Source organism: Nocardia sp. NPDC056100 (genome assembly GCF_042266325.1).
Classification (GTDB): Bacteria; Actinomycetota; Actinomycetes; order Mycobacteriales; family Mycobacteriaceae; genus Nocardia.
Map to the genome: position 1 here is coordinate 1,252,985 of NZ_JBHJVY010000002.1, position 26,358 is coordinate 1,279,342.

Annotated in this window: 28 protein-coding genes; 7 read left to right on the forward strand and 21 right to left on the reverse strand. The window is 62.9% G+C overall.

The genetic code is table 11. The features are described from left to right. Positions 1 to 4: 4 nt before the first annotated feature. From ACFC0O_RS17885 to ACFC0O_RS17970, 18 genes are all read right to left on the reverse strand, one after another. Positions 5 to 1,684, reverse strand: coding sequence for a phage tail protein (locus ACFC0O_RS17885; RefSeq protein ID WP_375959061.1), 1,680 nt, complete (start codon positions 1,682 to 1,684; stop codon positions 5 to 7). Continuing rightward, entirely contained in the window at positions 1,681 to 2,562 is an 882-nt protein-coding gene (locus ACFC0O_RS17890; protein WP_375959063.1) for a phage tail protein, read from the reverse strand. The genes ACFC0O_RS17885 and ACFC0O_RS17890 overlap by 4 nt, the downstream gene beginning before the upstream one ends. 9 nt (positions 2,563 to 2,571) lie before the next feature. Continuing rightward, positions 2,572 to 2,742, reverse strand: a complete 171-nt coding sequence (locus tag ACFC0O_RS17895; protein ID WP_375959065.1) for a hypothetical protein — start codon at positions 2,740 to 2,742, stop codon at positions 2,572 to 2,574. Positions 2,743 to 3,035: 293 nt separating this feature from the next. After that, positions 3,036 to 4,247, reverse strand: coding sequence for a hypothetical protein (locus ACFC0O_RS17900; RefSeq protein ID WP_375959067.1), 1,212 nt, complete (start codon positions 4,245 to 4,247; stop codon positions 3,036 to 3,038). 65 nt (positions 4,248 to 4,312) lie between these two features. Then, on the reverse strand, positions 4,313 to 4,831 hold the full coding sequence (locus ACFC0O_RS17905; protein ID WP_375959069.1) for a hypothetical protein: 519 nt from the start codon (positions 4,829 to 4,831) through the stop codon (positions 4,313 to 4,315). A gap of 280 nt (positions 4,832 to 5,111) precedes the next feature. Further along, positions 5,112 to 5,501, reverse strand: coding sequence for a hypothetical protein (locus ACFC0O_RS17910; protein WP_375959071.1), 390 nt, complete (start codon positions 5,499 to 5,501; stop codon positions 5,112 to 5,114). Further along, complete coding sequence (locus tag ACFC0O_RS17915) at positions 5,498 to 5,956, reverse strand: hypothetical protein (RefSeq protein WP_375959073.1); 459 nt, start codon at positions 5,954 to 5,956, stop codon at positions 5,498 to 5,500. Before ACFC0O_RS17915 ends, ACFC0O_RS17910 begins: the two co-directional genes overlap by 4 nt. A 38-nt stretch (positions 5,957 to 5,994) precedes the next feature. After that, positions 5,995 to 6,327: a hypothetical protein gene (locus ACFC0O_RS17920; RefSeq protein WP_375959075.1), complete on the reverse strand. Its 333-nt coding sequence runs from the start codon at positions 6,325 to 6,327 to the stop codon at positions 5,995 to 5,997. Positions 6,328 to 6,358: 31 nt separating this feature from the next. Then, positions 6,359 to 6,529 carry a hypothetical protein gene (locus ACFC0O_RS17925; RefSeq protein WP_375959077.1) on the reverse strand — a complete coding sequence of 57 codons (171 nt, stop codon included), beginning with the start codon at positions 6,527 to 6,529 and terminating at the stop codon, positions 6,359 to 6,361. Between the two features lie 107 nt (positions 6,530 to 6,636). Continuing rightward, a complete protein-coding gene (locus ACFC0O_RS17930) occupies positions 6,637 to 7,554 on the reverse strand; it encodes an Ig-like domain-containing protein (RefSeq protein WP_375959079.1) in 918 nt (305 codons plus the stop codon). A 109-nt stretch (positions 7,555 to 7,663) separates the two neighbouring features. Continuing rightward, entirely contained in the window at positions 7,664 to 8,107 is a 444-nt protein-coding gene (locus ACFC0O_RS17935; RefSeq protein WP_375959081.1) for a hypothetical protein, read from the reverse strand. Further along, a complete protein-coding gene (locus ACFC0O_RS17940) occupies positions 8,107 to 8,355 on the reverse strand; it encodes a hypothetical protein (RefSeq protein WP_375959082.1) in 249 nt (82 codons plus the stop codon). Before ACFC0O_RS17940 ends, ACFC0O_RS17935 begins: the two co-directional genes overlap by 1 nt. 225 nt (positions 8,356 to 8,580) lie before the next feature. Further along, complete coding sequence (locus ACFC0O_RS17945; RefSeq protein ID WP_375959084.1) at positions 8,581 to 9,267, reverse strand: hypothetical protein; 687 nt, start codon at positions 9,265 to 9,267, stop codon at positions 8,581 to 8,583. Continuing rightward, complete coding sequence (locus tag ACFC0O_RS17950) at positions 9,239 to 10,027, reverse strand: PE-PPE domain-containing protein (protein WP_375959086.1); 789 nt, start codon at positions 10,025 to 10,027, stop codon at positions 9,239 to 9,241. The genes ACFC0O_RS17945 and ACFC0O_RS17950 overlap by 29 nt, the downstream gene beginning before the upstream one ends. A gap of 280 nt (positions 10,028 to 10,307) precedes the next feature. After that, a complete protein-coding gene (locus ACFC0O_RS17955; RefSeq protein WP_375959088.1) occupies positions 10,308 to 11,033 on the reverse strand; it encodes an N-acetylmuramoyl-L-alanine amidase in 726 nt (241 codons plus the stop codon). Between the two features lie 272 nt (positions 11,034 to 11,305). After that, positions 11,306 to 12,943, reverse strand: coding sequence for a fatty acyl-AMP ligase (locus ACFC0O_RS17960; protein WP_375959090.1), 1,638 nt, complete (start codon positions 12,941 to 12,943; stop codon positions 11,306 to 11,308). Next, the gene (locus ACFC0O_RS17965) at positions 12,940 to 13,221 is read right to left on the reverse strand and encodes an acyl carrier protein (protein ID WP_375959092.1); all 282 of its coding nucleotides are present in this window, start codon (positions 13,219 to 13,221) and stop codon (positions 12,940 to 12,942) included. Before ACFC0O_RS17965 ends, ACFC0O_RS17960 begins: the two co-directional genes overlap by 4 nt. A 69-nt stretch (positions 13,222 to 13,290) precedes the next feature. Then, positions 13,291 to 14,124, reverse strand: coding sequence for a BTAD domain-containing putative transcriptional regulator (locus tag ACFC0O_RS17970; protein WP_375959094.1), 834 nt, complete (start codon positions 14,122 to 14,124; stop codon positions 13,291 to 13,293). Positions 14,125 to 14,473: 349 nt separating this feature from the next. Here ACFC0O_RS17970 and ACFC0O_RS17975 point away from each other — a divergent pair, with 349 nt between their 5' ends. Next, positions 14,474 to 14,752: a hypothetical protein gene (locus ACFC0O_RS17975; RefSeq protein ID WP_375959096.1), complete on the forward strand. Its 279-nt coding sequence runs from the start codon at positions 14,474 to 14,476 to the stop codon at positions 14,750 to 14,752. Positions 14,753 to 14,902: 150 nt separating this feature from the next. Here ACFC0O_RS17975 and ACFC0O_RS17980 read toward each other — a convergent pair whose 3' ends face one another. After that, a complete protein-coding gene (locus ACFC0O_RS17980) occupies positions 14,903 to 15,688 on the reverse strand; it encodes a helix-turn-helix domain-containing protein (RefSeq protein ID WP_375959098.1) in 786 nt (261 codons plus the stop codon). An 88-nt stretch (positions 15,689 to 15,776) separates the two neighbouring features. Then, positions 15,777 to 16,562: a helix-turn-helix domain-containing protein gene (locus tag ACFC0O_RS17985; protein ID WP_375959099.1), complete on the reverse strand. Its 786-nt coding sequence runs from the start codon at positions 16,560 to 16,562 to the stop codon at positions 15,777 to 15,779. A 195-nt stretch (positions 16,563 to 16,757) separates the two neighbouring features. Here ACFC0O_RS17985 and ACFC0O_RS17990 point away from each other — a divergent pair, with 195 nt between their 5' ends. From ACFC0O_RS17990 to ACFC0O_RS18015, 6 genes are all read left to right on the forward strand, one after another. After that, complete coding sequence (locus ACFC0O_RS17990) at positions 16,758 to 22,820, forward strand: amino acid adenylation domain-containing protein (protein WP_375959101.1); 6,063 nt, start codon at positions 16,758 to 16,760, stop codon at positions 22,818 to 22,820. 98 nt (positions 22,821 to 22,918) lie between these two features. Next, a complete protein-coding gene (locus tag ACFC0O_RS17995) occupies positions 22,919 to 23,551 on the forward strand; it encodes a hypothetical protein (protein WP_375959102.1) in 633 nt (210 codons plus the stop codon). A 4-nt stretch (positions 23,552 to 23,555) separates the two neighbouring features. Then, a complete protein-coding gene (locus ACFC0O_RS18000) occupies positions 23,556 to 24,122 on the forward strand; it encodes a TetR/AcrR family transcriptional regulator (protein WP_375959103.1) in 567 nt (188 codons plus the stop codon). Between the two features lie 17 nt (positions 24,123 to 24,139). Then, a complete protein-coding gene (locus tag ACFC0O_RS18005; RefSeq protein WP_375959105.1) occupies positions 24,140 to 24,568 on the forward strand; it encodes a nuclear transport factor 2 family protein in 429 nt (142 codons plus the stop codon). Between the two features lie 84 nt (positions 24,569 to 24,652). Then, positions 24,653 to 25,252, forward strand: coding sequence for a hypothetical protein (locus ACFC0O_RS18010; protein WP_375959107.1), 600 nt, complete (start codon positions 24,653 to 24,655; stop codon positions 25,250 to 25,252). A gap of 83 nt (positions 25,253 to 25,335) precedes the next feature. Continuing rightward, entirely contained in the window at positions 25,336 to 25,836 is a 501-nt protein-coding gene (locus ACFC0O_RS18015; protein WP_375959109.1) for a hypothetical protein, read from the forward strand. A gap of 17 nt (positions 25,837 to 25,853) precedes the next feature. On the opposite strand, the gene ACFC0O_RS18020 is transcribed toward ACFC0O_RS18015, so the two are convergent. Beyond that, positions 25,854 to 26,294, reverse strand: coding sequence for a hypothetical protein (locus tag ACFC0O_RS18020; protein ID WP_375959111.1), 441 nt, complete (start codon positions 26,292 to 26,294; stop codon positions 25,854 to 25,856). Positions 26,295 to 26,358 lie beyond the last annotated feature (64 nt).

Sequence of the window (26,358 nt, forward strand, 5' to 3'; positions counted from 1 at the left end):
GGAATTACATCTGAACGGCCAGTGCGCGAATGTCTTCGACAACATCGGCAACCACGCGCATGGACTTCGCGAACGGCATATCGTGATCACGATCGGAGCCGATGGTGATCTGCCAGGCAGGGCTGGCGGTGCGTGACCACGCCAATTCGAGTTCGGTGACCTGATCGACGTAGATCGAGCCATCCGGCATGCCCTTGACGGTGGAGCCAACGCGGTCACCCAGGAAGAAGTGGCCCTGCCCCTGATCGCCGATCAGGTAGGGCTCACCGTTGGCGACGGTGAACTTATGGGTGAAGTGACGGCGGGTCTTCCACAGGCCCTCGCCCATGGTGAGCAGTGATCCGAGGGTGTACGCCCGGTCCGCGCTGGTCTCGAAATGCTCGTAATAGTGCGACCAGCCCGAATTCTGCGCTCGCTGAGGCGATTTGAACGACATCCAGGCCAGCAGCGTGTCCGACAGCAGTGACATCGCGATGGTGTCGACCACCTCGGTCGCACCATTGGCGACACCGGCGAGGATCGGACCGGCGAACGGAATCTCACCCAGCGCGCCCGCTGTCACCATGCCGACGAACTGGATCGCCGACGAGATCGCCTCGTTCACACCGGTCATTGAATGACCGCCTGTGAGGATCTGCACTGCCGAGGACGGATTGATCACGAACTGCGAGGTCTGGATTCCGGTGTGATCGTTCTGGCGGTACACAACCCAAGGATTCGACGGCAGTGTGCCCATCCATCCTGGATTGCGATACAGCGCGGGCGCATTCTGATCAGGGAGGACATTCGGGCTGTAGTCGAGCAGGGTGTTGTCCAGCACCTGCATGGTGTGCTGCAGGCCATCCCACATATTGCCGCCGGTGGCGGTGCCGGTCCAGAATCCCGACTTATCGACGATATCGATCACCAGGCAGCCGTGGCGTAGGTTGGCGCCCGGCCACGGCGGCGGATCACCGCGCAGCCAGCGCCGGGTAACGACGGCGAGCTGAGCGGATTCCAGTGTGCCCGCGGCGACTTCGTGGAAATTCCGGAAACGTGAGCCGAAGACAGTCCAGATCGAGCTGTCCGAGGCGAGGTCACCCGGTTTGACGACCACGGCCCAGGTCGACTGGTCCAGATTGCCCCACTGGCTGGAGTCCATCGGATCGTCCGGCAGCGCCCACAGGGCTGCTTCCAACCGCAAGAGGTTCAGATGCAGTGCGGTCTTCAGCACCCAGACACTGGGTCCGGCGAGCATGAATTCGCGCGGAATCTGTACTGCGGCGGGCAGGAACGGATTCGACCAGCAGTAGATGTGCTTGAGTTCCTGGTACGAGTGCATGAACAGCAACTCGACAGTGGTGACGCCGTGCTCGTCGGTCTTGATGACCGCCTTCTCGAGTCGACCGTCCCAGCGCACACCGTCTTTGTCGACGGTGACGTGCACGTTCTGCTTGGCGCGGCCGTTGATGTCGACGGCCCATTTGGCAAGGTAGTAGTCATACGGCAGCACGAGCAGACCGGTGCCGGACTGATTGAGCACCCAGCGGAAGTCGGCGCTGATCTCCGCGCCGCACACGCCACGCAGATTCCAGTCACCGTCCCACAACCGGATCAGCGGGCGGGCGTAGCGCTGTTGTTTGCGATCGGCCTTGACCGCCTTGGCATTTGCGTACAACCCGGGAAGGTCGTTGACGGTCGTCACTGCAGCCCCCACGGACGCGACCAGTTACGTGCCTGCACCACCATCACCGACGCACCGGCGGGTGCGTTGATCACCGACACCGGCACCGAGGTGGCGGGGGTGTACGGCGGCACCGCGTACATGAAGCTGACACCATTCATCAGCGCCCAGATCTGCGACTTGTCGGCCGCAACGATCATCTCCTCCATCGGATCGGTGTCGACCGTCAGGTCCTGCCCGATTCCGGTGCCCGGCAACGTGATCGTGCGCGCGGCGTCCTTATCCCCAGCGATCCAGGAGAAGTCCGGCACGGTCCACTGGCCCGGCGCCGAGCACACCCATTTGAGCCACATCGGCTGATCGGTCGGGTTCGCGATGGACACCGTGCCCCGCTGTACCTTGCCGCCCGAGGAGTCGGCGGGCGAGGTCCAGGTGGCGGTCACATCGGACTCCACCCACCACGGGTTGCCCGCAGTACAGGTCATCACGACCTTTCCCATGGCCTTCAAATGCGGATCCTTGTCCGGCTTGAAGTCCGGCTGCTCCGACATCCGCAGCGCCAGCGAGCGCGTGCCGAAATCGGTGGTGATGGTCAAAGTCGCATCCCGGTCATAGGCCCAGGCCTTGCGCCACGCGGAATCGACAGCCTCCCAAGACCTTCCGGCCGCCTCGACGATATTGACCGCGAACACCACATCCCGCTTGTTCGTCCGGTACCCGCCATAGGACGACCCGACCTGAAACGCCGACTGATTCCAAATCGTCGTCACCGGAGCGTCATACAGCCCACTCGGCGACGTCGCCAACTCCACACCCTCACGCCCACGGCCCTGCCCGGCAATGGTCCACACCGAACCATCGACCCCGGTCACCGTGATCATCGCGGCATTCGACGCCACAACCTCACCTCAATTCTCTTGATCAAATCCTGAAATCCATTCGCGAAAGCGGGCCGGTCGGATCGGAACGACCTCGACCGGCTGCCCGAAATTTGCTGCGGCCAGCCCGTGACGTAAGCTGCCGAAGTCTTGCTGCCGAAGCGTGAAAGTGTCACCGTCAATGAAATCTACGATCGTCATACATCGAATCCGGGGATACCAGAATTGGTTTCGTGCGTATGACGTCAGAGTGGACGGACATGAGGTTGCCAAGCTCCGCAACGGGAAGAGCGTCGAGCTACCTCTCGAACCCGGCAAACACACCGTGCAGTTGACCGTAGATTGGGCTTGGAGCAGCCCCATGGTCGAATTCGAGTTAGCAGCAGGCGAGAGACGGCATCTGACAAACAGATCTCTCCCGTACTTCAGAGCCCTATTCGCCGCCCAGGCAAATCAGCACGAATACCTAAACCTGGAACTGGCGCCCGAATCTCCTAGTGCGAGTGCATAAGCTCCCACTGCAACGAAAGCACCTTCAGCCGGGACACGATGTCCTCGGTACTGGAGGTCGAAATATTCACCGTCGCAGGCTGACCGCCCGGCGCGGCAGGTGCGTATCCTCCACCACCGCCGCGGCTACGCTCGTCCCGCTGCGACAGCATCTTCTGCAGAAATGTCGGATCCGAGTTGAGCGCCTGCAGGAACGGACGATTCATCGAGGTAGTCCGCGCATTCATGACGAACTCACCGTCCGACAGATAGGCTGGAATCTTGTCGCCGATCGACGAGCCAGGACCTCGCACATCACCGCCATCAGCATGATTTTGAGGTGTGGGACCAGGGATTCCGCCAAGCCAGCGACCAAGTCCCGATACTGATTGACCAGCCAGTTTTGTCAGCCATCCAGCAAGGTCGAGCTCGGGAAGCCTCGGTACTCCGACCTGACCGGAGATATCGCCAGGACCGTTCGTTTTCGGATATCCGCCAGTTGGTGGAATATCGACGACACTGGTATGAGGATCATCAGGATTGACCAATGGGTTATGAGTCGGCATTCCAGGCTTGACTACGTCCTGCCATGTGTACAGCTTGCCAATCACACTTTGAGCTCGATCGAACGACTTCATAGACCTGAGCACATAGTCCGACACATTGTCACCCAACTCGCCCCTGACCAGATATCCATCATGGGGCCGATAGAAATAGTCTTCCGCATTATAGCCAGCGGCAAGAATTTCATTGAGACTGTAGCGAGCCTTCATCGCAGTCGGCACCTTGGGACCCAACTCCAGTTGGAGGCGTTTAAGGTTATATGCGGCAGCTTTGACAGCGAGATGATTGTCGCCCATCAGATCGGACCATTGCCTGTCGCCAAACTCCGCAGGGTACATCTCTTTGAGTTTGTTAAAGGCTGGTTCCTTCATATTGGTCAGACCCAGAGAGTTTCCATTCGGTTTGTCCGTTACGAAATTCTCCGCCCAACGACCATAATCATAACCAGGACGTAGTGCTTGCGGCGTGTCCGCACCTTCATTATAAATGATGGCCATGACAAGTCGTGGGTCCACGCCCGCTGCGGTGCCATATTTCACGGAGTCTTGAGCCCAGGAATTCACATGTGATTCCAGCTCGAGCTCGCCGTTTCCGTCCTTCTTCCACGTAAATTTAGGAGGCGCGCTGTTCCACGTGTACGTGTAATCGGTCATCGAACGTTATCCTCATCTGTCACTCACGGATCGCAGGCCGTGGCGGCCGACCCGACCGCCGGGCTTCACCCCTTCCCGCAGGTAGCGACGATCAGGAGCGCATACACAGAGCCGTCTTTGATGCCGGCGATCTGAGCCATTGTCATTTTGTCTTCGTAGTAGGGGGTGTCGATCTCGCGACTGATAGACAGCGCACATCCGTTGCTCCATCGCCCAGTAGCGATCGGGACAGACACATAGTTCCGCTGGCCGGGCAGCAGGTCCACCTGTGAAGGGCTAGGCGAACTCGGCGGTAGGAGTGCCACCGAGAGGCCGGGCGCGGAAATGATTTGGCTCACATCATCTACCGGGGGCCCGACGTAGAACGCTCGAGCCGACGGGAGTGCGCTCATCGAGCCCTCCTGCGCGATCTTCTCGAAATGCGCCACAGTTACCCTGTCGAGATACGTGGACTCCTCGGTTTCGGGCGTGAACCACACTTTGATGCCCCAGATTCCGCAGAGAACAGCAACCACGCCGACGGCCCAGATGGCCGCTTTGGGCACGCGTCGGGAAGCGGGATTGTCTGCGGTATGTGCGTCCATGCACTGCACCGTAGCCGCGCACACCCAGAACACTCAACTGGGATGCCACCACAAACCTCCAGGCAGGGCTGCCGCGCGGGTTCAACACGAACCGAACTTGGCCGAACGAATATTAGCGAACATGTGCGGCTATGAGTGGCACTTAGATGCCGGATCGACAAAAGGCACTAGCGGCCGACTCATGCGGCTACGGCTATTCGGTAGGAGCTGTTGGATATTGAATTTTGTCGTTTTAATACCGATGAACCAGAGGACGCTCTCTCGTCGGCCGAAGGCGGCTTCAGCTGATGAAGATCGCCACATTCAGGCCGGCACCAATCGCCTGACCGGATCCGTTTTGGTGCACTTGCACATCGATGACATCACCGGGTAGCAGGATCGGCTGTGCCGTGATCGGGATAGACACCGGCATCTCCGCTGCGAGGGTGATACCCGCACCCACGGTCAGGCTGCCGAATGGCTGGACCAACGCGCCGTTCCGCAGCTGACGAACGGTGATTGTGACGTTGTTCGTCGCATTACCGGTCACTGTCGCATATCCCGCTGGGGCAATGGCTTCCACATCGGTGACGGTGTCGCCGCTGTAGAAACTCTGGGAGTAGACACCGGCCAGGGCGGTCACGTCCGCCGCCCCAGCGACTTGGGCAGGCAGGGTCGCGGTGTAAATCATTGGTTCTCCCAGGTTGGTGCGGTGAACTGGTCGATCAGGCGTTGCATCGACCGGTCTCGGTACTCGTCGCGGACATGGTCGAGCGCGGTGGCGGGGCGGGGCATGGGTTTGATCGAGGGCGGATCGCCGCCCGCGGCCGCGATCACCGCGGCTTGGACGCCCTGAAGCGCGTCGATGATCGACAGCAGCAGGTAGGTGTCGATCGTGTAGCCCTGTGGCGTCGGTCCGGCTGGTGTATCGGTGTCCTCGGCGATGTCGGACTCAAGATCGAGCTCGGCATTGGCTTGTTCGGCGGCGAGCACCTGCTCGGCGAGTTCACGATCCATGGCCAGTGCCGACCGATATTGCGAGCCGTGCGGCAACAGGTCCTTGAAGGCCCAGATGGTGCGCCAGTCTCGGGTGCGAATGTTGTTGGGCCCGAAGCAGTCCCGGACGTCGATGCCGCGCTCGAGCAAGTCGTAGTCGAGCGCGGCGCCGAAACGTTCCCAGAACTCTACGAGCCCTGCGATCCCCCCGGCAGCTCCGTGGAGCCCTGGCCAAACAGGTGGGCGTAGAGATCCTTCTGGAAGGCGTACCACTCATCGAGCGGCCGATCGGCGAACAGCGCTTCGACGGCCTCGTACCGGTCGCCCAACACGATCGCCATCTGTTCGTCGTCGTTCTGGGTGCGCCGCAATGCCAGGATCTGGCCGCGGGTGACAGGCGCGATAGTAATGTCCTCGGTCAGGCGATAGGGCGCGCGCTTGCGCGGGGCGAGTTCCTGCTGGAGCTCGTGAAAACGTCCGCCGACCTCGGCCGAATCGGCCGCTACAGAAGTGGTAGCCATGGTGATTATCTCCGGATGTGTTGTGTCGGTTTTACTTCGAGGAACCGCGACGACGCGGCGCCGGGACGACAGTCTCTTCGGCCTTGACCGCATGACCCAGCTTGTAGACCGCGTTGACGAATTCCGTTGCGGTGGTGACGACGTACTCGTTGTCGCCGTCGGTCATCGTGACGGGGTAATGGGTGGGGATGGCAGACACCATGAACCCTCTTTCTCTCCGGAAGGGATAAGAATGTGCGGGGCGCGCCATGACCGGAGATATGCATGACGCGCCCCTCGCCCGGGCGGGAACCCGGGAGTTCGAGACGACTAGCTGACGGTGATCGCGCTGGTCGCGGTGACCGCGGAGCCGCCTGCCGGCGGGGTGTACGAGGCGGTGATGGTCGACGTGCCGTTGGACACACCGGTGACGGTGCCGTTGGCGGCGACGGTCGCGATCGAGGGAGCCGAGGAAACGAAGCTGACCGCCGAATTCGGGATCACGCCACCGAACTGATCGGTCACGACCAGCGGCGCGGAGGTGGTGGTCTTGGGCACCGCGAGGGTCGGGGTGACGGACAGGGTCACGTTGTAGTTGATGCCGGACTGCGCCAGCATCTTCTTCCAGCCCAGGCCACCGAAGCCGTGCGCCACCGCGTAACCGGCGGTGTCGTCCTTGAACGCGACCATGGTCAGCTTCTGCGCCAGCACCTCGGTCGGGTTCCACTGCTCGCCACCGAACTTGGAGACCGCGACCTTCGGCAGCACCTTGTAGATGTAGATCGGGTTGGCGTCGTTGCCATCCTTGGCGATGATGATCGCCGAGTAGTAGGTGATGGTCTCGGACGCCGGCTGAGCGAAGAAGAACTCACCCGAAGTGGCGTCGGCCTTGGCCTGCGCCAGGTTGGCGCTGGTGGTCAGGTTCAGCGTCAGCGCGTTGGTCTGCTGCGGCTGGAACTCGATGGTGGTGATATCGCTGGTGATGTCATTGCGCACCGGCTGCAGTTCGCCATAGGCCTCGATCGGCGCGGCAGTGATACCACGGGCGAAGGCCACACCGGTCTTCTTGTCGATCAGGCCGACGGACTGGTACGCGGACGGCAGCGGCTGCAGGGCGCCGGTCGCATCGGTCAGCAGACCGGCCGGAGCCGGGGTGTACCACGGGGCCAAGAACACCGCGGCGTCCAGCGGCTTGAGCAGCAGCGAGCGCTGCGCGTTCTTGAGCGCGGTGAGATTGGTGGCAGGCATGGGTCTCCATTCGAGCACCCGCGAAATACGGGCAGGGTTAACGGAAACGGCACCGGAGAAAACCCGGTGCCGATGAAAAGCCCCGTCTGCGACGGGTTTTCGAGCTCGCCTACTGGCGGCGGGCTTCGATCGAGAAGGCGACCTCGACCATCTGGTTGAGCGGATCCAGATCGGGCACCTCCGTCAATCCGCGGCTGCGCCGCAGAATCGGCGGATGGAACTTGGGTTCCTCGGCCTCGATCTCCTCCGTGTAGTCCACGAGGACGCCGTTTACTCGGCTGGCGGGCGCGCACAACAGCGCGGTGCGAATCTGCACCGCGAGCTGCTGAGCCTGGGAACGGGTCGCGCCGAACGCGACGACGTTCACCTTCGCCTTGTAGGTGATGGCATTGATGTCCAGCGTCCCGCTGCTCTTGCGCACCCAGATCAGCGGCAGCGCCGACTGCTGCAATGTGGCGGGCAGCGCGGTGATCGTGGTAGCGAACGGGGTGAACAGATCGACCATGAATTGCTCGAAATCGGGGAACTCCCCGGGCACGGGATAGGCGGGCATTACAGCACCACCGGAGGCGGACCGACCTGAACAATCGCGTCGAGCGCGCCGGCGCTGGGCGGAATCGGTACGGGCAGTGCCGCATCGACGGTCATCGCCACGCCTTGGGCCAGGTTGTAGAGCACGTCGAAATCAGCTTTGAATGTCGCCAGGCGCGCGACGAGTGCCTGGATATCGGAATTGATCTGCGCGGCAAGGCCGGGCGAATCATCTGGTGCGGGCACGTTGTTCTCCAGACTCGGGTTCACGGGAATCCCGTGGATACGAATGGGTTCGGGCAGAGGCCGTCCTCCCCGCGAACCCTGTTGCGGCACTGTGGATCACAGTCCGAACAGCGGCAGCAGCAGCGGAATCAGGTCACTGATCAGCTTGATGACGTCTTCGACGACGGCTAGCATCTTCATCACCCCCTCTCGAACCCTTTGATGGCATGCGGATCAGAAAGCAGCACATACGAATACGACCGTCAGAGGTCACGGGCGAATACTGCCCAGGTATGTCTGCATGACATTGCTCAAGGCGTCCTTCGCCGGGGCTGCACCGTAACTACCGGACCTGAGCACGTTTATGGTGGTGGTTCGATCGATATTGGCGCCACCCTCGAGAGGCGCCTCGAGGGTGTGCAGCGGCGCCTGGGTTCCCAGCGGCCGCGGCGCGTTGTTTCGCAAGCTCTGCACGGTGGATTCCGCCGCACCGGTGAACTGTTGCATGACGTTACCGACAGTGCTGGTCAGCGTGCTGACAGCAGCAGCCGCAGCCATACCGGCCGGGCCCGCCGCGGCTCCGGCGAGCGCGGCAACGGCTTCGACCCCACCGGCTTTGACGACCTGATCGGCGGTGCTCTTGATGATGTTTCCCCAGTTTCGCCACTGCAGGAACGGCATGAAGGCTCCCGGCTTGGATGTGGACAGGAAACCGCTATCAGGGTCGGAGGGGCCATGTTCATCCTCGACCTCACCGCCTTGTGCAAAAACCTTGGGCGCCAGGGCCTGTGCCAGCATGGTGCCTGCGGCCCCGGCCACCTGGGACCACGGCAGAAATGGTGCGAGCTGACCAGGCGGAGACTTCGACAACAGCGCGTCGTCGTAGTCCCGTCGGCCTTCCTCTTCAGAAGACATTTTCATCCATTCATTAGCTGGTTGGTCGATCTCTGGGATCACCGTGCGCGTTGAGAATCTCCGCCAGCCGATCGCAGTAACCACCGGTGCGATAGGCGGCGTTGTGCGCGCCGCCTGAAAGGTAGCCCTGCATCAAATCCGCGGCCTGAGTCCACAACCGCCAGTGACGAATCGGGTGCTGCCGCCACTGGTACGCGCCGGGCTGCCATCGACTGCCACGGAACTTCTCGACCAAACCGGCACCCCATCCGCCCAACTGGGCAAAGCTGAAAGCCGAGACTGTGTCCGCGAGCGCCCGCAACGGCGAATCGGCCGGACAACAAGGGATTCCATCGGAAGGATTGGCGGCTTCCCAGGTGGGAATGTCCTCGGGCCAGGGGCCGTGCTCGCCGTTGATACCGAAGCCGGGCGCGTTGGCATCAATCGAATCACCCTGCATGCGCATCGGATTCGCGATATTCGCCGCCCAGGCGACCTCGCAGTCGGCGTACTCGCCGCGTGCCTTGGCCTCCAAGAATCTACTGACGACTTCCGCCCCCAGGCTGTAACCGAGAATTCCGACCCGATCGGGAGCCTCCCGGATCGCGGAGACGAGCGCGGCGACTCCACTAACGATCGAATCCTCCTCCGAGCAACCGCCGTACCTGTTCTGTGGATTGGCCGGTCCGATACTCGCTGGATAGTCGACGTCAGGACCGATCCGATACTTGCCGCTGTCAAGCCGCAGTGTCACTTGGGCAAGCATGTTCTCTGGCGCACCCAATCGTTCACCGGTACCGCGGCAGGTCAGGACGGTGATCATCCGAGGTTGCCTTTCTTTGTATGAATGGCGCTGCACGACAGTGGGAGTCGGGCGCGAACCGAAAATGGACGATCCCGCCCCCGGCTTCGAGAAACCGGGGGCGGGACCTGGATGCCCCTGACGCAGCAACTACGTCTACAACCGCGGACCACCTGCGGGAGCCGGGTGCGAAAGGGGCGCGCATGCGGCGAGCTCTTAACCCGCTGTAACCGATACGAGGTGTTCGGGGGCGTGCCGCATGAGGCTGGTGAAGTATGGTCAGAGCGAGATTCGTTACACGTCAGCGCTTCTCGATAGCCTCGAGACGTGCAAGCGTCTCGGCGAGCGCATCGACGAGGGTGCGGTTGCCTAGTTGGGGCCAACCCGCGTATTCAGCGGTGTCACGCTGGTCCTTGCCGCACAGCTGTTCGCGGATGTCTTTGACATCGCTACTGATCGGGCCGCAGAACGAGGTGATGAAGTTCTGGATTTGGGTTACTTCGGCGGCGCTCATGGGGGCGTCCTCTCCGTCGATTAGTGCCTGGACATCGCGGCGGAAGGCGTCCATGTCGATGCCGGCGGGGTCGATTTTTCCTTCGGAGCTGTACTCGCGGTGGGCTACGCAGTCGTCGGCGGTGCGGCCGATGCGACGCAGGATGGCGGCGCAGCCGCGTTTGTAGGCATCCAATTGCGCTGGGGTCCAGTCGGTTCCGTCGCCTCGGGAGACGGCTTCGATGCCGATTACGTAGTAGTTGGCGTTGTTGGTGGGCCAGCCGGGCCAGGAGCCGCGGCCCGCGTGCCAGCAGACGCCCGCGGCGATTACGCGGAAGGTGCCGTCGCGTTCGAGAACCAGTTGGGCCAGTGGGCCTTCCAGGTCGGGGCGGCCGTATTGGACGATGCGCCAATCGTCGGTGGTGCCCCCGGCGGTGTGGTGGCAGAGCACGCCGCGGATATCGGCGAAGTCGCCGTGGCCGCGGTCGCGCCAGCCCTCATGTTCGATGACATTCAGCCCTGCCGCGCGGAGCACATCTGCGAGCCAAATGGGGTCTCCGGACCACGACATGACTTATCACCCTTCTGTTGAATTGTTCGACCCTCGGAAACAGAAAATCCCAATCCCACTCAGGGGATCGGGATTTGGTTCCGAATTGATCTCACTCTGTCGGAGATGGGATTTCTCTGGTCAATCTCTGACGGCTCGTAGCCTAGCAACCCCTACCGTGACAAAGCTCTGAAAAGTGTTGAACAGTGCAGGTAAATAGCCATTTTCGCGATACCGGATCGCAGGTTCCGCATACCTCAGACGACGGTGGGCAAAAGCTCACGGGCCTGGGAGCGGCGGAGCTTGCCCGAGGTGGTCTTCGGCAGGGAGCCAGGTGCGAGCACTGCTACGGTCCGAGGGGAAACACCTGTCGCCTTGAAGATCTCGATACTGATTTCCCGACGTAGCCGGGCGACGCGCTGCCCGTCGCCATGACCGGATGATTCGGCGAGTACCGCGAAGCCCTCCGAGGAACTACCCGCGCCAACCGATACCGCGATTGTGCTTCCGGCCCTGACGCCATCGACACGTGCGGCGGCTCGTTCGATGTCGGTGGGATACAGATTGCGCCCGGACACAATGATGAGATCCTTGCTGCGTCCGCAGATGACGAGTTCGCCGACCTCGGTGAGATACCCGAGATCGCCCGTTCCGAGCCAGCCATCGGCGTTTCGAGCGGCCACACTGCCACCGTTGGTGAGGAATTCGCTCGTGATCGATTCACCGCGCAACTGGAACTCGCCCACCCGCCGAGCATCGAGGGGCGCACCCGAGTCGGCGTCGACAACTCGTACTTCGATCCCGGCCATCGGCTTTCCGAGAATTGCGTAGGCTCGGCCACTTTCCAGGGGCACGGCCACCTTGTCATTTTCCAACGCTTGAATGTCGACCCGGTCCGCTCGCAAACCAGTTCCCCGGTCCGGGCCCGCGACGGCCAATACCGCCTCTGCCATACCGTAATTGGTCGCAAGCGACGATGAAGGCCAACCGAACCGGCCGGCCTGCGCAGCGAAGGTAACCATGGCATCGCAATCGACCGGCTCGGCACCGTTGATGGCGTATCGCATACATGACAAATCAAAGGTGTCGGGCTCGGCGACACGGTCGAGGCGGTTTCCGAGTAGTCCGTACGCGAAATTGGGTGCTGCGGTGAGTGTCCCGCGATAGTCGCTGATCAACCTCGGCCATATTAGCGGATCGCCGAGGAAGTCGGCGGGAGTTACGCTGACGAGCTCTACGCCACCCATCATTGGCATCGCGAGGAACATGATCATCCCCATGTCGTGGAACAGCGGCAGCCAGGACACCGCGACTTCGTCGGCACCTTCGGCCAGCCCGAATAAATCGAGCATGGAACTGATGTTCGCGAAGAGGCTGCGGTGGGTGATGACAACGGCTTTCGGATCGCCTGTGGACCCGGACGACAGTTGTAGCAGTGCCACGTCGTCCTCATCGGGTATCAGCGGTTCGGCATCAGGCCCCGCAATCAGGTCGGATACTGCCAGCAACCTGATCGGAAGGCCCACTGACAGCACGGCGCGATCGAAAGGCGCGCCCACGACGAGGATGTCGGCGTTGATCATTCCCAGCACCCGCCGGGTTTCCGCGATCCACTGTTCGGGATCGGTGCGGGGGGTGGGTTGTTGCAGCATCGTGAATGCGGCACCGCGCATCCAGACCGCCTGCACCAATGGTGCGACGTCACTCGGATCGCTCGCCAGGATGGCGACCCTCGCCCGCGGGCCGATGTGCGGGGCGAGCGCACCCGCCATACGCCTGGCTTGTCCGTGCACATCGCCCCACGAACAACGGCGCAGGTCACTGGGGTTTCCACTGACCATCCCCCGCGGGGTGGTCAGGGCGGTCCGATAGAGCGCTTCGGTGAATCTGCTCACTGCTCGCGGGCCAACGGATCGATCGTCGGGGCACCGCTCACATCGTTGACACACCGCTCGACCAGCTCGGCCAGATCACCGAAGGTCATGCACGCCATCGCTTCCCGCTCGGGCGGTGTGATATCGAAGCGAGCTTCGATGGACGAGGTGGTGATCTTGAATGCGAGGGAGTCGAAGGCCAGATCGGCGATCAGGTGGGTGTCCGGGGACAACCTGCTCGGCTCGATCCGAAGGTCTTCGACAAACAGCGCGGTCAGCTGCTCGTAAATGCTCGCCATGCGAATGTTTCTAACACCCGGCGGTTATACGACGGTTAAGAGTGGCAACCGGTCACCACTCTCCACCGATCAGAGCAGCCTTTCCCCTATTTCGCGGCGGGCCGCACCGCGCCGCGGACCCCGTTTGCGTGGTGAACGAGCACGACCTGCGTTGCGGTTAGCGAGATCTCCGTTACGCGCGTGTTGCAGTAGGCGCTGTGTCTCCTCGTGCGGTGACACATCGAGGTCGCGCGCTAGCCGCCCGACGCAGAGGTCGTACCAATAGTTGACCTGGTCAAGCTCGGCGCGACGGCCATGCATCAAAATCATCGCGCGAAACGCCCGCTCCTCCGCGGGATCCAATTCGAGCATTCTCCGGGCGAGCCGGACCGTGGTAGGCCCGTCATCGATGTCACCGGCGTATCGCACCAGCACGTCGAGTGCGTGCATCATCTTGGACCGCAGCCATTCTCGCTGCTCCAGCACCCACTCCTCACCGTATCCCGCCAGGAGATCCCCTCGGTACACATCTACCGCCTGACCGTAGTGATCGACGGTCGCCGCTGTCGCAGCCTGCCAGGACGCCTCGCTTCCTTCCCGGCACAGCCGCTCGAACTCGTGGATATCCACCCGGACCTGCTCGCCGAGCCGCAATCGGTAGCACCCATCCGCGCTGTCAACATGTAGAAAATCCCTTGCACTGCCGAAATTTTCGTCCAGTACGCGACGTAGAGTATGCACAGCAACCTTCAATGACGTCGGCCCAGCGGGCTTCTCCGACCGCGGCCAGAGTGCACGCTCGAGCCGTTCGCGACTGATCGGCTGGCCATGATTGATCAACAGAAATGCGAACAGGCTCGTGCACTTCTTCGATCTCCAACGAATACTGTCGGAGCCTTCGAATCCGATCTCGAAGTCGCCCAACAACTTTACAATCACAGTATTCGATTGCACATGACCCATTACTTACTTCTCCAGGCTCCGGTATGGCACAAACTCGGTCGACAGTGACCGGAGTGCCACACAATAGTCGAGGGTTCGATTCCCTCAATTCTCTAGAACTGACGTTCGATCGAAATCGTGGACGACCACGATGCCAGCCCACGCCATTTCAAGCTGCCCGCGCCGCCGCGCGATAGCACGCGTAGCAGCGGCCACCGCTTCCGTGCACGACATGCCCGGGTTTGCGGTGGCTACGAGTGCACATCGGCCGCTCGCAGTCGAGACAGCGGCGAACAGCGGCACCAGTCACCTTGATATCGGTGGCTAGCACATGGCGAAGCGCCCGCACAGTTGCGGAATCCCCCATGCAGACAACCCCGGCCATCACGACTCCGTCCGCAACATGCGGACGATCGACGTCGTCGAAGCTCTCCCCTGCCCGCAGCGCAGCCTGCGCACAGGCCCGGAATACTTCCGCGGGGCATTTACTCCGACAAATCTCCTGTGCGGCAATGGTTTCCAAACGAAGGTGCCAATTTCTCAACTGGCCGGGTTGAATGAAACCGGCAATGCCGAGACATGGGGGCTTTGTGCTGATGGCAGACATTGATGCGCTCCTGAGCTGAGATATGCACCGGCACGGCGGATTTCGCCAGCCACCGGGCAGCAGAGGTCCGCGGCCGAGCCGAAGGCGGGCCGCGCGAAGGAAGAATTCGGCCCGCGGGAATCGCGGGGCCCTGAATGAGTAGGCGTGTTGCGGCTAGCCCACCGGCGGAGCGATCAGCTCGGCCGGACCGGAGTACGGCCGCACAACCGCCACACAGAGGTGCAGACGATCCAACTGTGTCGAGACCGACTGCAGTTGCATGACCACACTGAGGGGACCGGTAGGACCGCGCAGATGCTGGGGCTCGTCGAGAGCACGATCGAACCATACTTTGCGCTCCAGCCAGATCCGAGCGAAGTCCGGATCGTCTTGTAGCTCTGCCAACAACGCCACGCCCAGCTCCGAGTTGCCGAAATGGGCCAGGATGGCGCGCATCCGACCGATGTTGTCCGCGACCTCGGCTTCCCAGTTCACGACGGTCTGTCGGCCGATCGGGCTGAGCAGCCACCGCAGCACATTGCCCGCCTCCACACGGCCCGGGAACAAGGCCTGATAGGTGTCATTGGCGGCCACGACGTCCCAGCGTTCGTTGCAGTAGGCAGCGGGTTGCGGCATCAGGTCATCGAGCATGGCCCGTTCCTCCGCGGTCACCTCGGTTCGCAGCGCAATCGGCAACCATGGTCGGGGGATGTGAACTCGGGTCAGTTCGTCTAAGTGCCGGAGCTCGGCCGCGCCGGTGAGCTCCAGCGCCTGGGCCAGCGAATTCAGTGACGAGGCGGTGAGACCGGTTTGCTCACCGCGTTCGAGTTTCTGGATCGTGCGCGCGGATAGATAGGCGCGCTTGCCCAACGCCTCCCTCGAGAGCTTGAGACGCTTGCGATGGAACTCGATGTAGTCCCCCAGCGTCGGCAAGGGGAGCTGCAGTTCACGCCGAGGCACAGGGACTCCTTTCAATTCCATGGCAGCACAACTAGACGTTCGACCAACTCAATGATAGCTGGAATGTAGCGGTGCATGGACTGGCTCTTCACCGACGACCATCGGCGATCGCCAACACGTCTCCGACGCGGTACAGAGTCTGTCCACCAACCCGATGAGCAGGCAGCTTGCCACGTGCCGCCCACTGCCGAATGCGTTCGGCGGTGACGTTGGCGCCGGCGATCGAGGGCAACAGGCGGGCCAGTTGCGCGGCGGTGGCCAGCTTGTCGGTCGCTCGGCCCAGTGCCGCCGAGCGCATTGCCGGAACCGAATGAACTCGTTCACACTGATCGCAGTTGAGGACATCCGATCCGTCAGCAGCGTAGAGCGCCGCACCGCACGGGCAGCGACCGATCACACGATGATCCTGCGGCCGGTCGATCGCGACATAGGCACCGCGGACCGCCCGAAGGATGTCCCCGACACACTCAAGTACGGATGAATCGGCTTCCAGCACAGGCAAATTCGCTGTCAGGAAAGCGAGTTGATCCGTTGTCCGCCGCGGTGTGGGCCGCGCCAGCACGTCGGCGACACGGCCCGTGGCCTTCGCCAGTGCCGAAACCAGTTGGGCGCGCGCATCCGCGGCTCCCTTGTTGTAGGGAAGCATCGGCTGCCGACTGCCCAGCGGCGCGCGCCCGCCGGAGTAGCGCGGTGCGATGGCGTCCGAGCGCGACATCGTAGTGTCGAGTTCACCGAGCAGATCTGGAATCGCGTGCAGCGCTCGCATCACAACGACACGGTGATGTGGGTCGAGCGGATTCACCGGGCTGTCATCGGACGCCCGGTGGGCACCCGCGAGATGGGTGCGATGGAGCAGGTGGGTCGAGATTTTCACGTGATGAGTGAAGCGTTTGTCACATGCGGAAAACAAGCATTAAAAGTAACCCCGCGCAGGGTTAAGTGATACCTGTAACGCCTGGTGAGAGACGTTTCGACGGTCGATCGCCACCCTAACTGTCCGATAACCAGAAAATAACCGCCTGGTCCTAGCCTTGCACTCGAGCAGTCCGGGTGAGATGAGGGTGAAACGGTGTCGGGGTTCGAGGGCAACGGTGCGATGGCGCACGAGCCGATCGCAGTGGTCGGGATGGGTTGCCGATTCAGCGGCGGCGTGCGCTCCGCCGAGGACATGTGGCAGGTAATGGCTACCGGGCGCGACACGGTGTCAGAGCTGCCCACGGATCGCGGATGGGATCTGGCACGTTTGCTCGGCACCGGTGACCGCCGAGCGATCAGTTCCACCCGGTTCGGCAATTTCGTCTCCGGCGCAGCGGATTTCGACGCGGCGTTCTTCGGTATCAGCCCTCGCGAAGCACATGCTATGGAGCCCCAGCAACGATTGCTGCTGGAGACTTCGTGGGAGGCGATCGAGCGCGCGGGGATCGATCCGCAGGCGCTGCGCGGAAGTCGGACCGGTGTGTACTTCGGACTGATGCATACCGAGTACGGACCGCGAATGGCCGATATGGAACGAACAAAGGGGTACCAGGACACGGGTGTGGCGGCCAGTGTGGCCTCGGGGCGGGTGGCATACGCACTCGGGCTGCGCGGGCCCGCGGTGAGCATCGACACCGCGTGCTCATCGTCGCTGGTGGCCGTGCACACCGCGATGCGGGCATTGCGATCGGGAGAATGTTCTCTGGCATTGGCCGGCGGTGGATCCATTCACAGCAGCGCAAGCCTGTTCGTCGGCTTCTCACTGATGCGTGTGCTGTCCGAAGACGGTCGAACGCGCCCATTCTCGGCAGAGGCGTCAGGCTTCGGGCTGGGCGAAGGCGTGGGCGTCCTGGTGCTCGAGCGCCTGTCCGACGCGCGGCGACTCGGCCATCCCGTGCTGGCGGTGCTGCGAGGCAGCGCCGTCGTCTCCGATGGCGCATCAATGGGGCTGACCGTTCCCGATCAGCAGGCTCAGTACGAGGTCATCGCCGATGCGCTTATGGACGCGGGTCTCGGTGCCGCGGACATCGACGTGGTCGAGGCACACGGAACCGGCACCCATGTCGGCGATCCCATCGAGTTCGCGGCGCTGTCACGGGCCTACGGCACAGCTCGAACGATGGAGAATCCACTGTGGATCGGATCGTCGAAGTCGAATTTCGGTCATACGCAAGCCGGTTCGGGTGTTGCGGGACTGATCAAGATGGTCGAATCGATCCGGCGCGGAATCGTACCAGCCACAGCGCATTACGACGTCCCTTCGACCCACGCCGACTGGTCGAATGGCACCGTACGCGTAGCGGGCGAGCTCATTGCCTGGCCGGTCTCCGGCACCGATGCACCACGGCGTGGCGGAATCTCCGCCAATGGCATCAGCGGCGTGAATTGCCACGTCATCATCGAGCAGGCACCGCCGATCACCAATCCGCACCCACTCCCCCGCCGAAATCTCGCGGTGGTTCCCGTGGTGGTGTCGGCACGGACCGCTGACGCACTCAGCGCGCACGCCGCCGGGCTGGCTGGGTACCTGGAACGTCGGCCGGAGGTGGCGCCCGCGGATGTCGCGTACTCACTCGCTGCCGGAAGAACGGTATTCGAAAGGCGCGCAGTTGTAATCGGTTCCGACAGGGCCGAGCTCATCGCCGGGCTCACCGGGCTGGCAGCAACCGGTGCCTCCGCCGAAGCGCCGGTGGACGCCAGCCAGGGGGCAGTGTTCATCTTCCCGGGCCAAGGGTCTCAGTGGCAAGGGATGGCAGTCGAATTACTGGACACCACACCGGTATTCGCCGACGAAGTGTCGCGGTGTGATGCCGCGCTTTCGGAGTTCGTCGACTGGTCGGTCATCGATGTGCTTCGGGGCGCGACAGACGCGCCACCGTTGGAGCGTTTGGATGTCGTTCAGCCCGTGCTGTTCACCGTCATGGTGGCACTGGCACGACTGTGGGAGTCGCTCGGAGTTCAGCCCGCCGCGGTCATCGGGCATTCGCAGGGCGAAATCGCCGCAGCCTATATCGCGGGTGCACTGACTCTGCGCGATGCGGCACTCCTCATTGCACGGCGCGGCTTGATCACAGCACGGGCAACGGGGAGCGGGGCCATGGTCGCGGTGCCCCTCCCTGCCGACCATGCTGTCGATTTGGTTGGCCATGAGCTCTCGGTAGCCTGCGTGAACAGTCCCAATTCGTGTGTGCTGTCCGGTGATCACGAGGCAGTTGCGGCGCTGCTGGCGCACTGTGCGGCAAACGATATCGATGCCCGGCGGGTACCGGTGCTGATGGCTTCGCATTCGCCTTTCATGGATCCGCTCCACGCGGCGGTCCACGACTCGCTGTCGGGCCCGGTGTCCCGGCCCAGCGACATTCCCTTCCTGTCCACGGTGACCGGCGACTACCTCGATACCGCCGAACTCGACGCTGGATATTGGTGGCGAAATATGCGCGACACCGTGCGTTTCGAGGATGCACTCCGCGCCGCGTATCGCAGCGGGATCCGGGTATTCGTGGAAGTCAGCACACATCCGGTGCTCAGCGTCGCGGTGCGCGAGACAATCGCCGCAATCGAATCGGACTCGGGCGAACCCGCGACCACCGTGGTCACTGGCACATTGCGACGCCACGGTCCCGGCCCACGTCAATTTCTGACTTCGGCCGCCCGACTCTACTCAGCGGGCGTTCCCGTGGACTGGGCGGCGTACTGCGCGAGTTTTGGGGCCAACCGCGTCGATCTGCCTACGTATCCTTTTCAGCGCCAACGGTTCTGGATGATGCCCGACGAGGGTCTTATTGCACGTCCAGCCACCGGGGAACCCGCTGCGGCGACGGTAGGGTCCCCCCGCTCAACCCACGATCCCGTCGGCCCGGTCGATTGTTCCGAGACGGACCCGGACAGCACGCCCGCTGATGCGGCCGCGATCGTACGATCCGCGACGGCCTCGGTACTCGGATACAGCGGTGCCGATCTCGACGACGCCGTATCGACGTTCAAGGAGCTCGGGCTAGATTCACTCGCGGCTTTGGAGCTACGTCACCGAATCGAGGCCGCATCGGGAGTCAAATTACGCGTGGCGGATCTTGTCGAGCACCCGACTCCCACCGCGCTGACCGACTTCCTGCGGTCCGAATTGAATTCCGCCACAACGGTACCCAATCCCACCACGGACCATTCGCGGCCCGTCGGCACAGCTTGGCCGCTGACCCCGTATCAGGCGGATCTCGTCATCCTCAGCGCACGCTATCCCCTGCTGCCAGTTGTCCAGGGCGCGCATTACATTCGTATTGGCGGCGCCACTGATGTCGGTCGATTGCGCTCGGCGCTCGATCTGCTCCAGCGCCGACACGATGCGCTGCGTCTCCGCTTCGACATGAGCTCAGTGCCACCCACGCAATCGCTGGCGGACGAACCCGGTCCAGTCGAATTCGTTGACCTCCGCACCGCCAGCGATCCCGCTGCGGCACTGGCACACTGGACAGCGGACCGAACCGGGACGGTCTTGCCGATCGACGGTCCGCTGAGCTCGTTCGCCATTGTCCGGGACGACGTCGACTCTTTGATCGTGTACCTGCGATTCCATCACGCGGTATCCGACGGCTGGTCACTGACCGTAATTGCGCGCGAGATCACCGCCCTGTATTTCGGGGGCGAGCTCACAGCACCTGCGCCGAGCTTCCTGTCGCTGCTCGATCAACATCGTGCCTATCGCGACTCCGGTCGATGGGAGACCGACCGCGCAGCGCTCGTCGAGCGGTTCCTCACGCTCACACCGGCCGTGTTCGACCGCGCGATCGGCGAATCCGGATTCGAGTTGCGCCGCTACGCAGAAACATTCGATCGTGCTGCCGTGGATAGCGTGCGTTCCAACGGGTCGATCGTCGCGCTTACGCTCGCCGCGATCGGTATACAGCTCCGTCGCATCCATCAGCAGGGTGACATCGTCATCGGCGTCACCCTGCTGAACAGGGAAACCCCGGACGAGCTGGCCATGGTGGGAGACCTGACCAACATTCTGCCCGTCCACGTTCAGGTATGCGACGACAACGCCCTCACCGACCTGGCGAATCAGATCGAAACCCAGATCCGCGATCTACAGGATCGCCAACGCTTCCCATACGGCGACCTGCTGCGCGCACTACGAGAGCAGACCGGAACCACGCCGACACTGTTCGATGTCCGCCTCACCTACAACAAGATTCCCGATACCCCTCACGCCGCGCGACTGCGGCGCGATGTATCCACACTATCGGCCGGCTACGCGCTGGACGCCGTCACCATCGTTGTCAACGAGTACGCGTACGACGGCACCGTTGATCTCGAACTCTTCTACGACACAGCGATTCTCGACGAAGGCACCATCGACAGGAACGTACATGCTGTGCTGAAGACCCTCCGCGGCCACGGTGCGGCGCGGCCGACGGTGCCCGACCTCATCGCAGCAACAACTGCCCGCCACCCCGATCGAACCGCAATCAGCTGGACAGCATCGGACGGCGCGGTCTCGAATCTCAGCTACCGCCAGTTCTCGGAAAGAGTCGAGGCTCTGGCCGCATGTTTGCGCGAACGTGGTTTGATCGCAAATGAATTCGTACCCGTCGTACTGCCCCGGTCTCCGGAGCTGGTCATCGCTACCCACGCGATCCAGGCCGCCGGAGGCGCGTATGTGCCCATCTCCCCGGACTTCCCAGCACAGCGCGTTCGAATGTTGCTCTCCGACAGTGGAGCTCGCCTCATGATAGGTGACCCCGCAGGATTCGCCGATTACCCCATCGAGGTGCTCTCACCCCACACCTCGCCCACGCGATTCACCGAAAAAGTCGTTCTGAATCCGACCGACCTCGCATACATGATCTACACCTCCGGCTCCACCGGCAATCCCAAGGGCGTGATGATCGAACATCGATCCGTCGCCAATCTGATGGACTGGATGCAGCAGCACTACTCACTCACCGAATCCGATGTCATCCTGTTCAAAACACCGCATACTTTCGACGTTTCGGTTCCGGAGCTGGTCTGGCCCGCGCTGGTCGGCGCGCGGCTCGCGGTACTCCCCGACGGCGAACACACCGACCCGCGCAAAATCATCGACGCCATCGAGCAACATCACGTCACGGTCGTACAGCTCGTACCATCGATGCTCGGCCCGTTACTGGACGAACTCGAGAGCAACAACGATGCCCCCCAACGTATCCGCACGCTGCGATACATCCTTTGTGCTGGTGAACCCCTGCACCCCAAGCTTGTTCGCCGCTTCGGGGAGTTGTGGTCTGCCGCCGGACTGCACACCACGGTGTTGGCAAACCTGTACGGCCCCACCGAAGCGACCGTATACGCGACCCACTTCGACATCACGGTCGCCGATGCCCGCACGATGGACACTGTGCCGATCGGTAACCCGATCGGAAACCTCACCCTGTCGGTGGCCGATGTCGACCTCCATCCGAACGGCAGCGAACACCCCGGCGAACTCATCATCACCGGAGTCGGTGTGGCTCGCGGATACCACGATCGCGATGAACTGACCGCGCACTCATTCATCACAGCCCCACAGACCCCTGGCGAGCGTAGCTATCGCACCGGCGATTTGGCGCGCTTCAGTCACGGCACCTTCGAATTCCTCGGCCGCATCGACGACGAGGTGAAGATCCGGGGCAACCGGGTGACCCTGGGCGAAGTGCGAACCCACCTGGCCGACTGCCCCGGCGTCGAGTCCGCAGCCGTCCTCGACGAAACCGGCCCCACCGGTCTCACAGTGCTCGCCGCCTACTACACCGGATCAGCTACCCCCGGTGTCGTCGCGACATTCCTGCGAGACCGCCTCCCACACCATGCCGTTCCCACCAAATTGGTTCCCGTCGAATCAATTCCGCTCACCCACAACGGAAAGACCGACAACGCTGCACTCCGGAACCGTCCGCACGGCCACCTCGGGCGAATCGCGGCTCCCGATAGATACGGCAGGATCGCGGCGATGCTGTCCGAGGCGTGGACCGAAGTCCTCGGCGCACCACCGCGTGATAACGACGTGGACTTCTTCACGGTCGGTGGGGATTCGGTGCTGGCACTACAGCTCCGCGCGGCCCTCGAACGTCGAGGCCTCGACGTGGCGCTGAACGACCTGTTCGACAGTCCGTCCATCGCCGCGCTGACGATGAAACTCATGTGACTCCGCGCAACCCGTCGCCCGTAGCCACCGGCCTTGCCTTCCGGAGTTAATGCGACTAACTTAAGGTTAGTCGCATTAACCAACCGGGAGTCGCCCTCATGTCCACCGCCGTCGCTCACCGCCACCACGTTCTGACCTCTCTCCCCGCCGTCGTCGGCATCGCCTACTCCGCGTCCTGGATAGCCGGACTCGCGGTTGGCGCGCCCGCCCCGGTCTTCGCCGATTCCGGCAGCGATATCGTGCGCGAATTGTCCGGGCACAGCACCGCTTTCACCACACAGTTCCTGTTGACCGAAGGGCTGCCCGCGGTCGGGTTGGCGGTTGTTTCGGTGGCGCTGGCGCGCTCGGCGCGCTCGCCGTTGGCTGCTCGGCTCGCGGCCGTGAGCGGTATTGCGGCAGCGGTGATTTCGTTCACGCAGTTCCTGCTCGGTGTGGCGCTGGCGGGTACCGGATCACCTGACACCGCGCATCTACTGTTCGAGCTGGTGAGCCGGTTCGACGGGGTGAAGATGTTCCTGTTGGCCGGGCTCGGGGTCGCGGCGGTGCTCAGCGGGTTGTTGCCGCGTTGGTTGCGCTACACCGCCATTGCCATGGCGGTGGCGATCGTGGCTTCGGGGATCGGGTATCTGTTCCTGATTCAGTCGCTGGCTACTCTTGCCTACGTGTCCGGACCCCTGCTGCTCGTTTTCATCACCGGTACCGGTGTGGCCCTGAGCCGGAAGGACCGGTAACCCGGTGCCGCGCGCTGGACTCACACCCGAGCGAATCATCGCCGAAGCCGCGCTCGTCGCGGACGAGGTGGGCCTGGAACGGCTCACCTTGGCGGCGGTGGCGCAGCGCTGCGGCGTTTCCCTGCCAGGTCTGTACAAACACATCGACAACCTCGAGGCCGTGCGCCGTGAGCTGGCGGTGCTGTCGGTCGGCGAGTTGGCCACCGTGCTGGCCGATGCCACCGCGGGGCTGTCCGGTCGCGACGCGCTGCGCGCGATCTGCACCGCCTATCGCGAATACGCCCGCACCCATCCGGGCCGCTACACCGCGGGCATTGTCGCGCCCGCCACCGACGATAACGCCTACATCCAAACCGCCACTCGCGCTTACCAGGTCCTCACCTCGGCGCTGCGCGGCTACCACCTGTCCGACACCGACCTCATCCACGCCGTACGGATGGTTCGCACCCTCTGCCACGGCATCGTCACCTTGGAATCCGCCGGAGGCTTCGGCCTCCCCGAATCGGTCGATGAGACCTTCGAGCGCCTGCAAGACGCTCTGCACACCGAATTCCGCGCCATGGCGCACTGAACAGATCGAGATATGTTGTGACCGAACAAAACCCGAAGATCGCCGCCATCAACGCCTTCTTCGCCGCCTACGCCGAATACGACCTGGACGGCATGCGCGCGGTGCTGACCGACGATATCGCCTGGACCATTCCCGGCCATCACGCCCTCTCCGGCACCAAACACGGTATCGACGAGGTCGTCGCGTTCTTCAATGAATTGTCCAGGGCGGGAATGAAAGCCGAGACTTTCTTCCTCGAAGCCAATGACGAGTACGTGGTCGACATCCACCGCGGCTACTCCACCGCGGGCGAGGGCGGGGTCGACACCATCTGGGCGCTGGTGTGGCACTTCAACTCCGACGGCAAGGTCGATCGTGTGGTGAACCTGTCCGGGGATCAACATCAGATGGACAACTACATCTGGCAGAACTACACCCTCGCTCCGCTGCCCACCCGCCTGGGCTGACAGACCATAGAAGTACCGTCGCCCGGAATGGGCGACGGTACGCGGAGAATGGGTGCGGGCGCGAAATATCCCGGGGGGGGAGCCATGGTCAGTGTTCTTGTCGCCGTAGTCGCGGTCGCGGGGACCGCGCTCGGGGTCGTATTGGGCGTGATCATCACTGCCCGGAGCGACGCTCGGTGGCAAGCGGGAACCGAACGCGAACAACTGCGACAAGAGCTGGCGCACACGGACACTCATCCGCTCGACCCGCGAGTCGAGCACGCCCGGTGGCAACGCGAACGCCGCGAAACCGCGTATCTGGACTTTCTGTCCGCACTCTCGACCGCGAACCAGGCCAACCAGCACTACGTCCGAGATATCGCGGCCCTGCGCAGACCGCGCCCGATCGACGATGCCCGGCTGCTCGAAATCCGACAGCTGTTCAAGGCCGCCGAGCAGGCGGGTGATCGTGTCGGCCTCGAAGGCCCGGACACGGTCTCGCAGGCCGCCGACGACCTCATTCAGCAAATGGGCCGGTTGCTCCAGCGGGTACACGATTACGCCGAATCCCACGCCGACTCGGCTCCGGACCTGTCCGTGCGCGCGGGAGCCGTCACCACCGAGGGCGAGACGTTCGATGCCTTTCGGCGGAAGTTCCTCGAGGTGGCCCGCACCGCACTCGACGAGGTTGCCGACCGCGGCTGACCCGGATCGATGGATCTCGAGGAGATCAATCAGCTCGAGTCCAAGTCTGTGCCGGTGACAAGCGGTTCCGCAGAATCGGGGTCATGAGGCGAGCAATTATCGGTGCGGGGATCGCGGTCGGGGTCGGCGTGGGGATGATGGCGCTCGGTGCGGGAAATGCCGCCGCGGAGACATTCTCACCCGATTACTCGCAGGTGGCCAATGGGCAGGGATACGACCGAAGTCAGTTGTTGACCCCGGGGTTCTCGCCGATTCAGGTGCCGGAGGTAGCGGTGGAGAATCTGCCGGGAGCGACCACCGTTGTGGCGCATCCGTTCATCGCGCCATGGGTGCACGAGGTGGTACCGGTTCCGGCGGGAACGGCCGTGGAGCTGCGCGGGGCCGCGCGAGTCCAGATTCCCAATGCCGGTGGTGGCGTGGGACAGTCGCTGGTGATCAACCCCAACGGCCACTGCGTGTTCGCGGGCCCGGGAGCCGAACCGACGGCGCTGGATGCGACGGCGCTGGATGCGACGGCGCTTGCGCCCGTTCGGGTGGCTACCCCGTACTTCGATCTGGTGATCGAGCCGACGCTCTACCGATGATGGCGACTGCTCGGTCGCTACCGCGCGCCGGGCCGCACGATCATCAGCACGACCACCACCGCCCACAGCAGGTTGTAGATCCCGGCCAGCATTCCCAGCGTCCGCAGACGTTGCCCGTCGTCGGGCTTGTTCAGCGCCTCGCGCTGGATCGGATGGATGAAGGCCGCGAGCAGGACACCTGCGGAGAACGTGAGCGCCATCGCCAGGGCGATCCAGATTTCGCCCGATCGGCCCTGTAGAAACGCCAGGATGATGCCCACGACGGGAACGATCAACGCCAGCACCGCGTAGCGACCGGTAATGCGGTGAAACGCGTTCGCCACGTTGATATTCCGCTCTTCCGATCCATCCGCGCCGGCCAGTGGCGCATAGCGCGGGAACAGGCTCGCGGCGACGGCGGACCCTCCGACGAAGATAATCCCGGCCAGCACGTGTATCGACAGCAGTGCTTTCTGCATCGCTTCCCTTCCACCCTTCAGTTCGACTGAAGCATAGCGGGAAGTGACAGCCTGACTGTCAGTT

Excerpts from the sequence above, each read along its gene's own strand:
- ACFC0O_RS18020 (WP_375959111.1), bottom strand. The coding sequence starts at position 26,294 with ATGCAGAAAGCACTGCTGTCGATACACGTGCTGGCCGGGATTATCTTC.
- ACFC0O_RS17910 (WP_375959071.1), bottom strand. The coding sequence starts at position 5,501 with ATGATTTACACCGCGACCCTGCCTGCCCAAGTCGCTGGGGCGGCGGAC.
- ACFC0O_RS17995 (WP_375959102.1), top strand. The coding sequence starts at position 22,919 with ATGTCCACCGCCGTCGCTCACCGCCACCACGTTCTGACCTCTCTCCCC.
- ACFC0O_RS17895 (WP_375959065.1), bottom strand. The coding sequence starts at position 2,742 with ATGACGATCGTAGATTTCATTGACGGTGACACTTTCACGCTTCGGCAG.
- ACFC0O_RS17965 (WP_375959092.1), bottom strand. The coding sequence starts at position 13,221 with ATGGCGAGCATTTACGAGCAGCTGACCGCGCTGTTTGTCGAAGACCTT.
- ACFC0O_RS17920 (WP_375959075.1), bottom strand. The coding sequence starts at position 6,327 with ATGGCTACCACTTCTGTAGCGGCCGATTCGGCCGAGGTCGGCGGACGT.
- ACFC0O_RS17900 (WP_375959067.1), bottom strand. The coding sequence starts at position 4,247 with ATGACCGATTACACGTACACGTGGAACAGCGCGCCTCCTAAATTTACG.
- ACFC0O_RS17930 (WP_375959079.1), bottom strand. The coding sequence starts at position 7,554 with ATGCCTGCCACCAATCTCACCGCGCTCAAGAACGCGCAGCGCTCGCTG.
- ACFC0O_RS17935 (WP_375959081.1), bottom strand. The coding sequence starts at position 8,107 with ATGCCCGCCTATCCCGTGCCCGGGGAGTTCCCCGATTTCGAGCAATTC.
- ACFC0O_RS17975 (WP_375959096.1), top strand. The coding sequence starts at position 14,474 with ATGGCGAAGCGCCCGCACAGTTGCGGAATCCCCCATGCAGACAACCCC.
- ACFC0O_RS18010 (WP_375959107.1), top strand. The coding sequence starts at position 24,653 with ATGGTCAGTGTTCTTGTCGCCGTAGTCGCGGTCGCGGGGACCGCGCTC.
- ACFC0O_RS17950 (WP_375959086.1), bottom strand. The coding sequence starts at position 10,027 with ATGATCACCGTCCTGACCTGCCGCGGTACCGGTGAACGATTGGGTGCG.
- ACFC0O_RS17905 (WP_375959069.1), bottom strand. The coding sequence starts at position 4,831 with ATGGACGCACATACCGCAGACAATCCCGCTTCCCGACGCGTGCCCAAA.
- ACFC0O_RS17925 (WP_375959077.1), bottom strand. The coding sequence starts at position 6,529 with ATGGTGTCTGCCATCCCCACCCATTACCCCGTCACGATGACCGACGGC.
- ACFC0O_RS18015 (WP_375959109.1), top strand. The coding sequence starts at position 25,336 with ATGAGGCGAGCAATTATCGGTGCGGGGATCGCGGTCGGGGTCGGCGTG.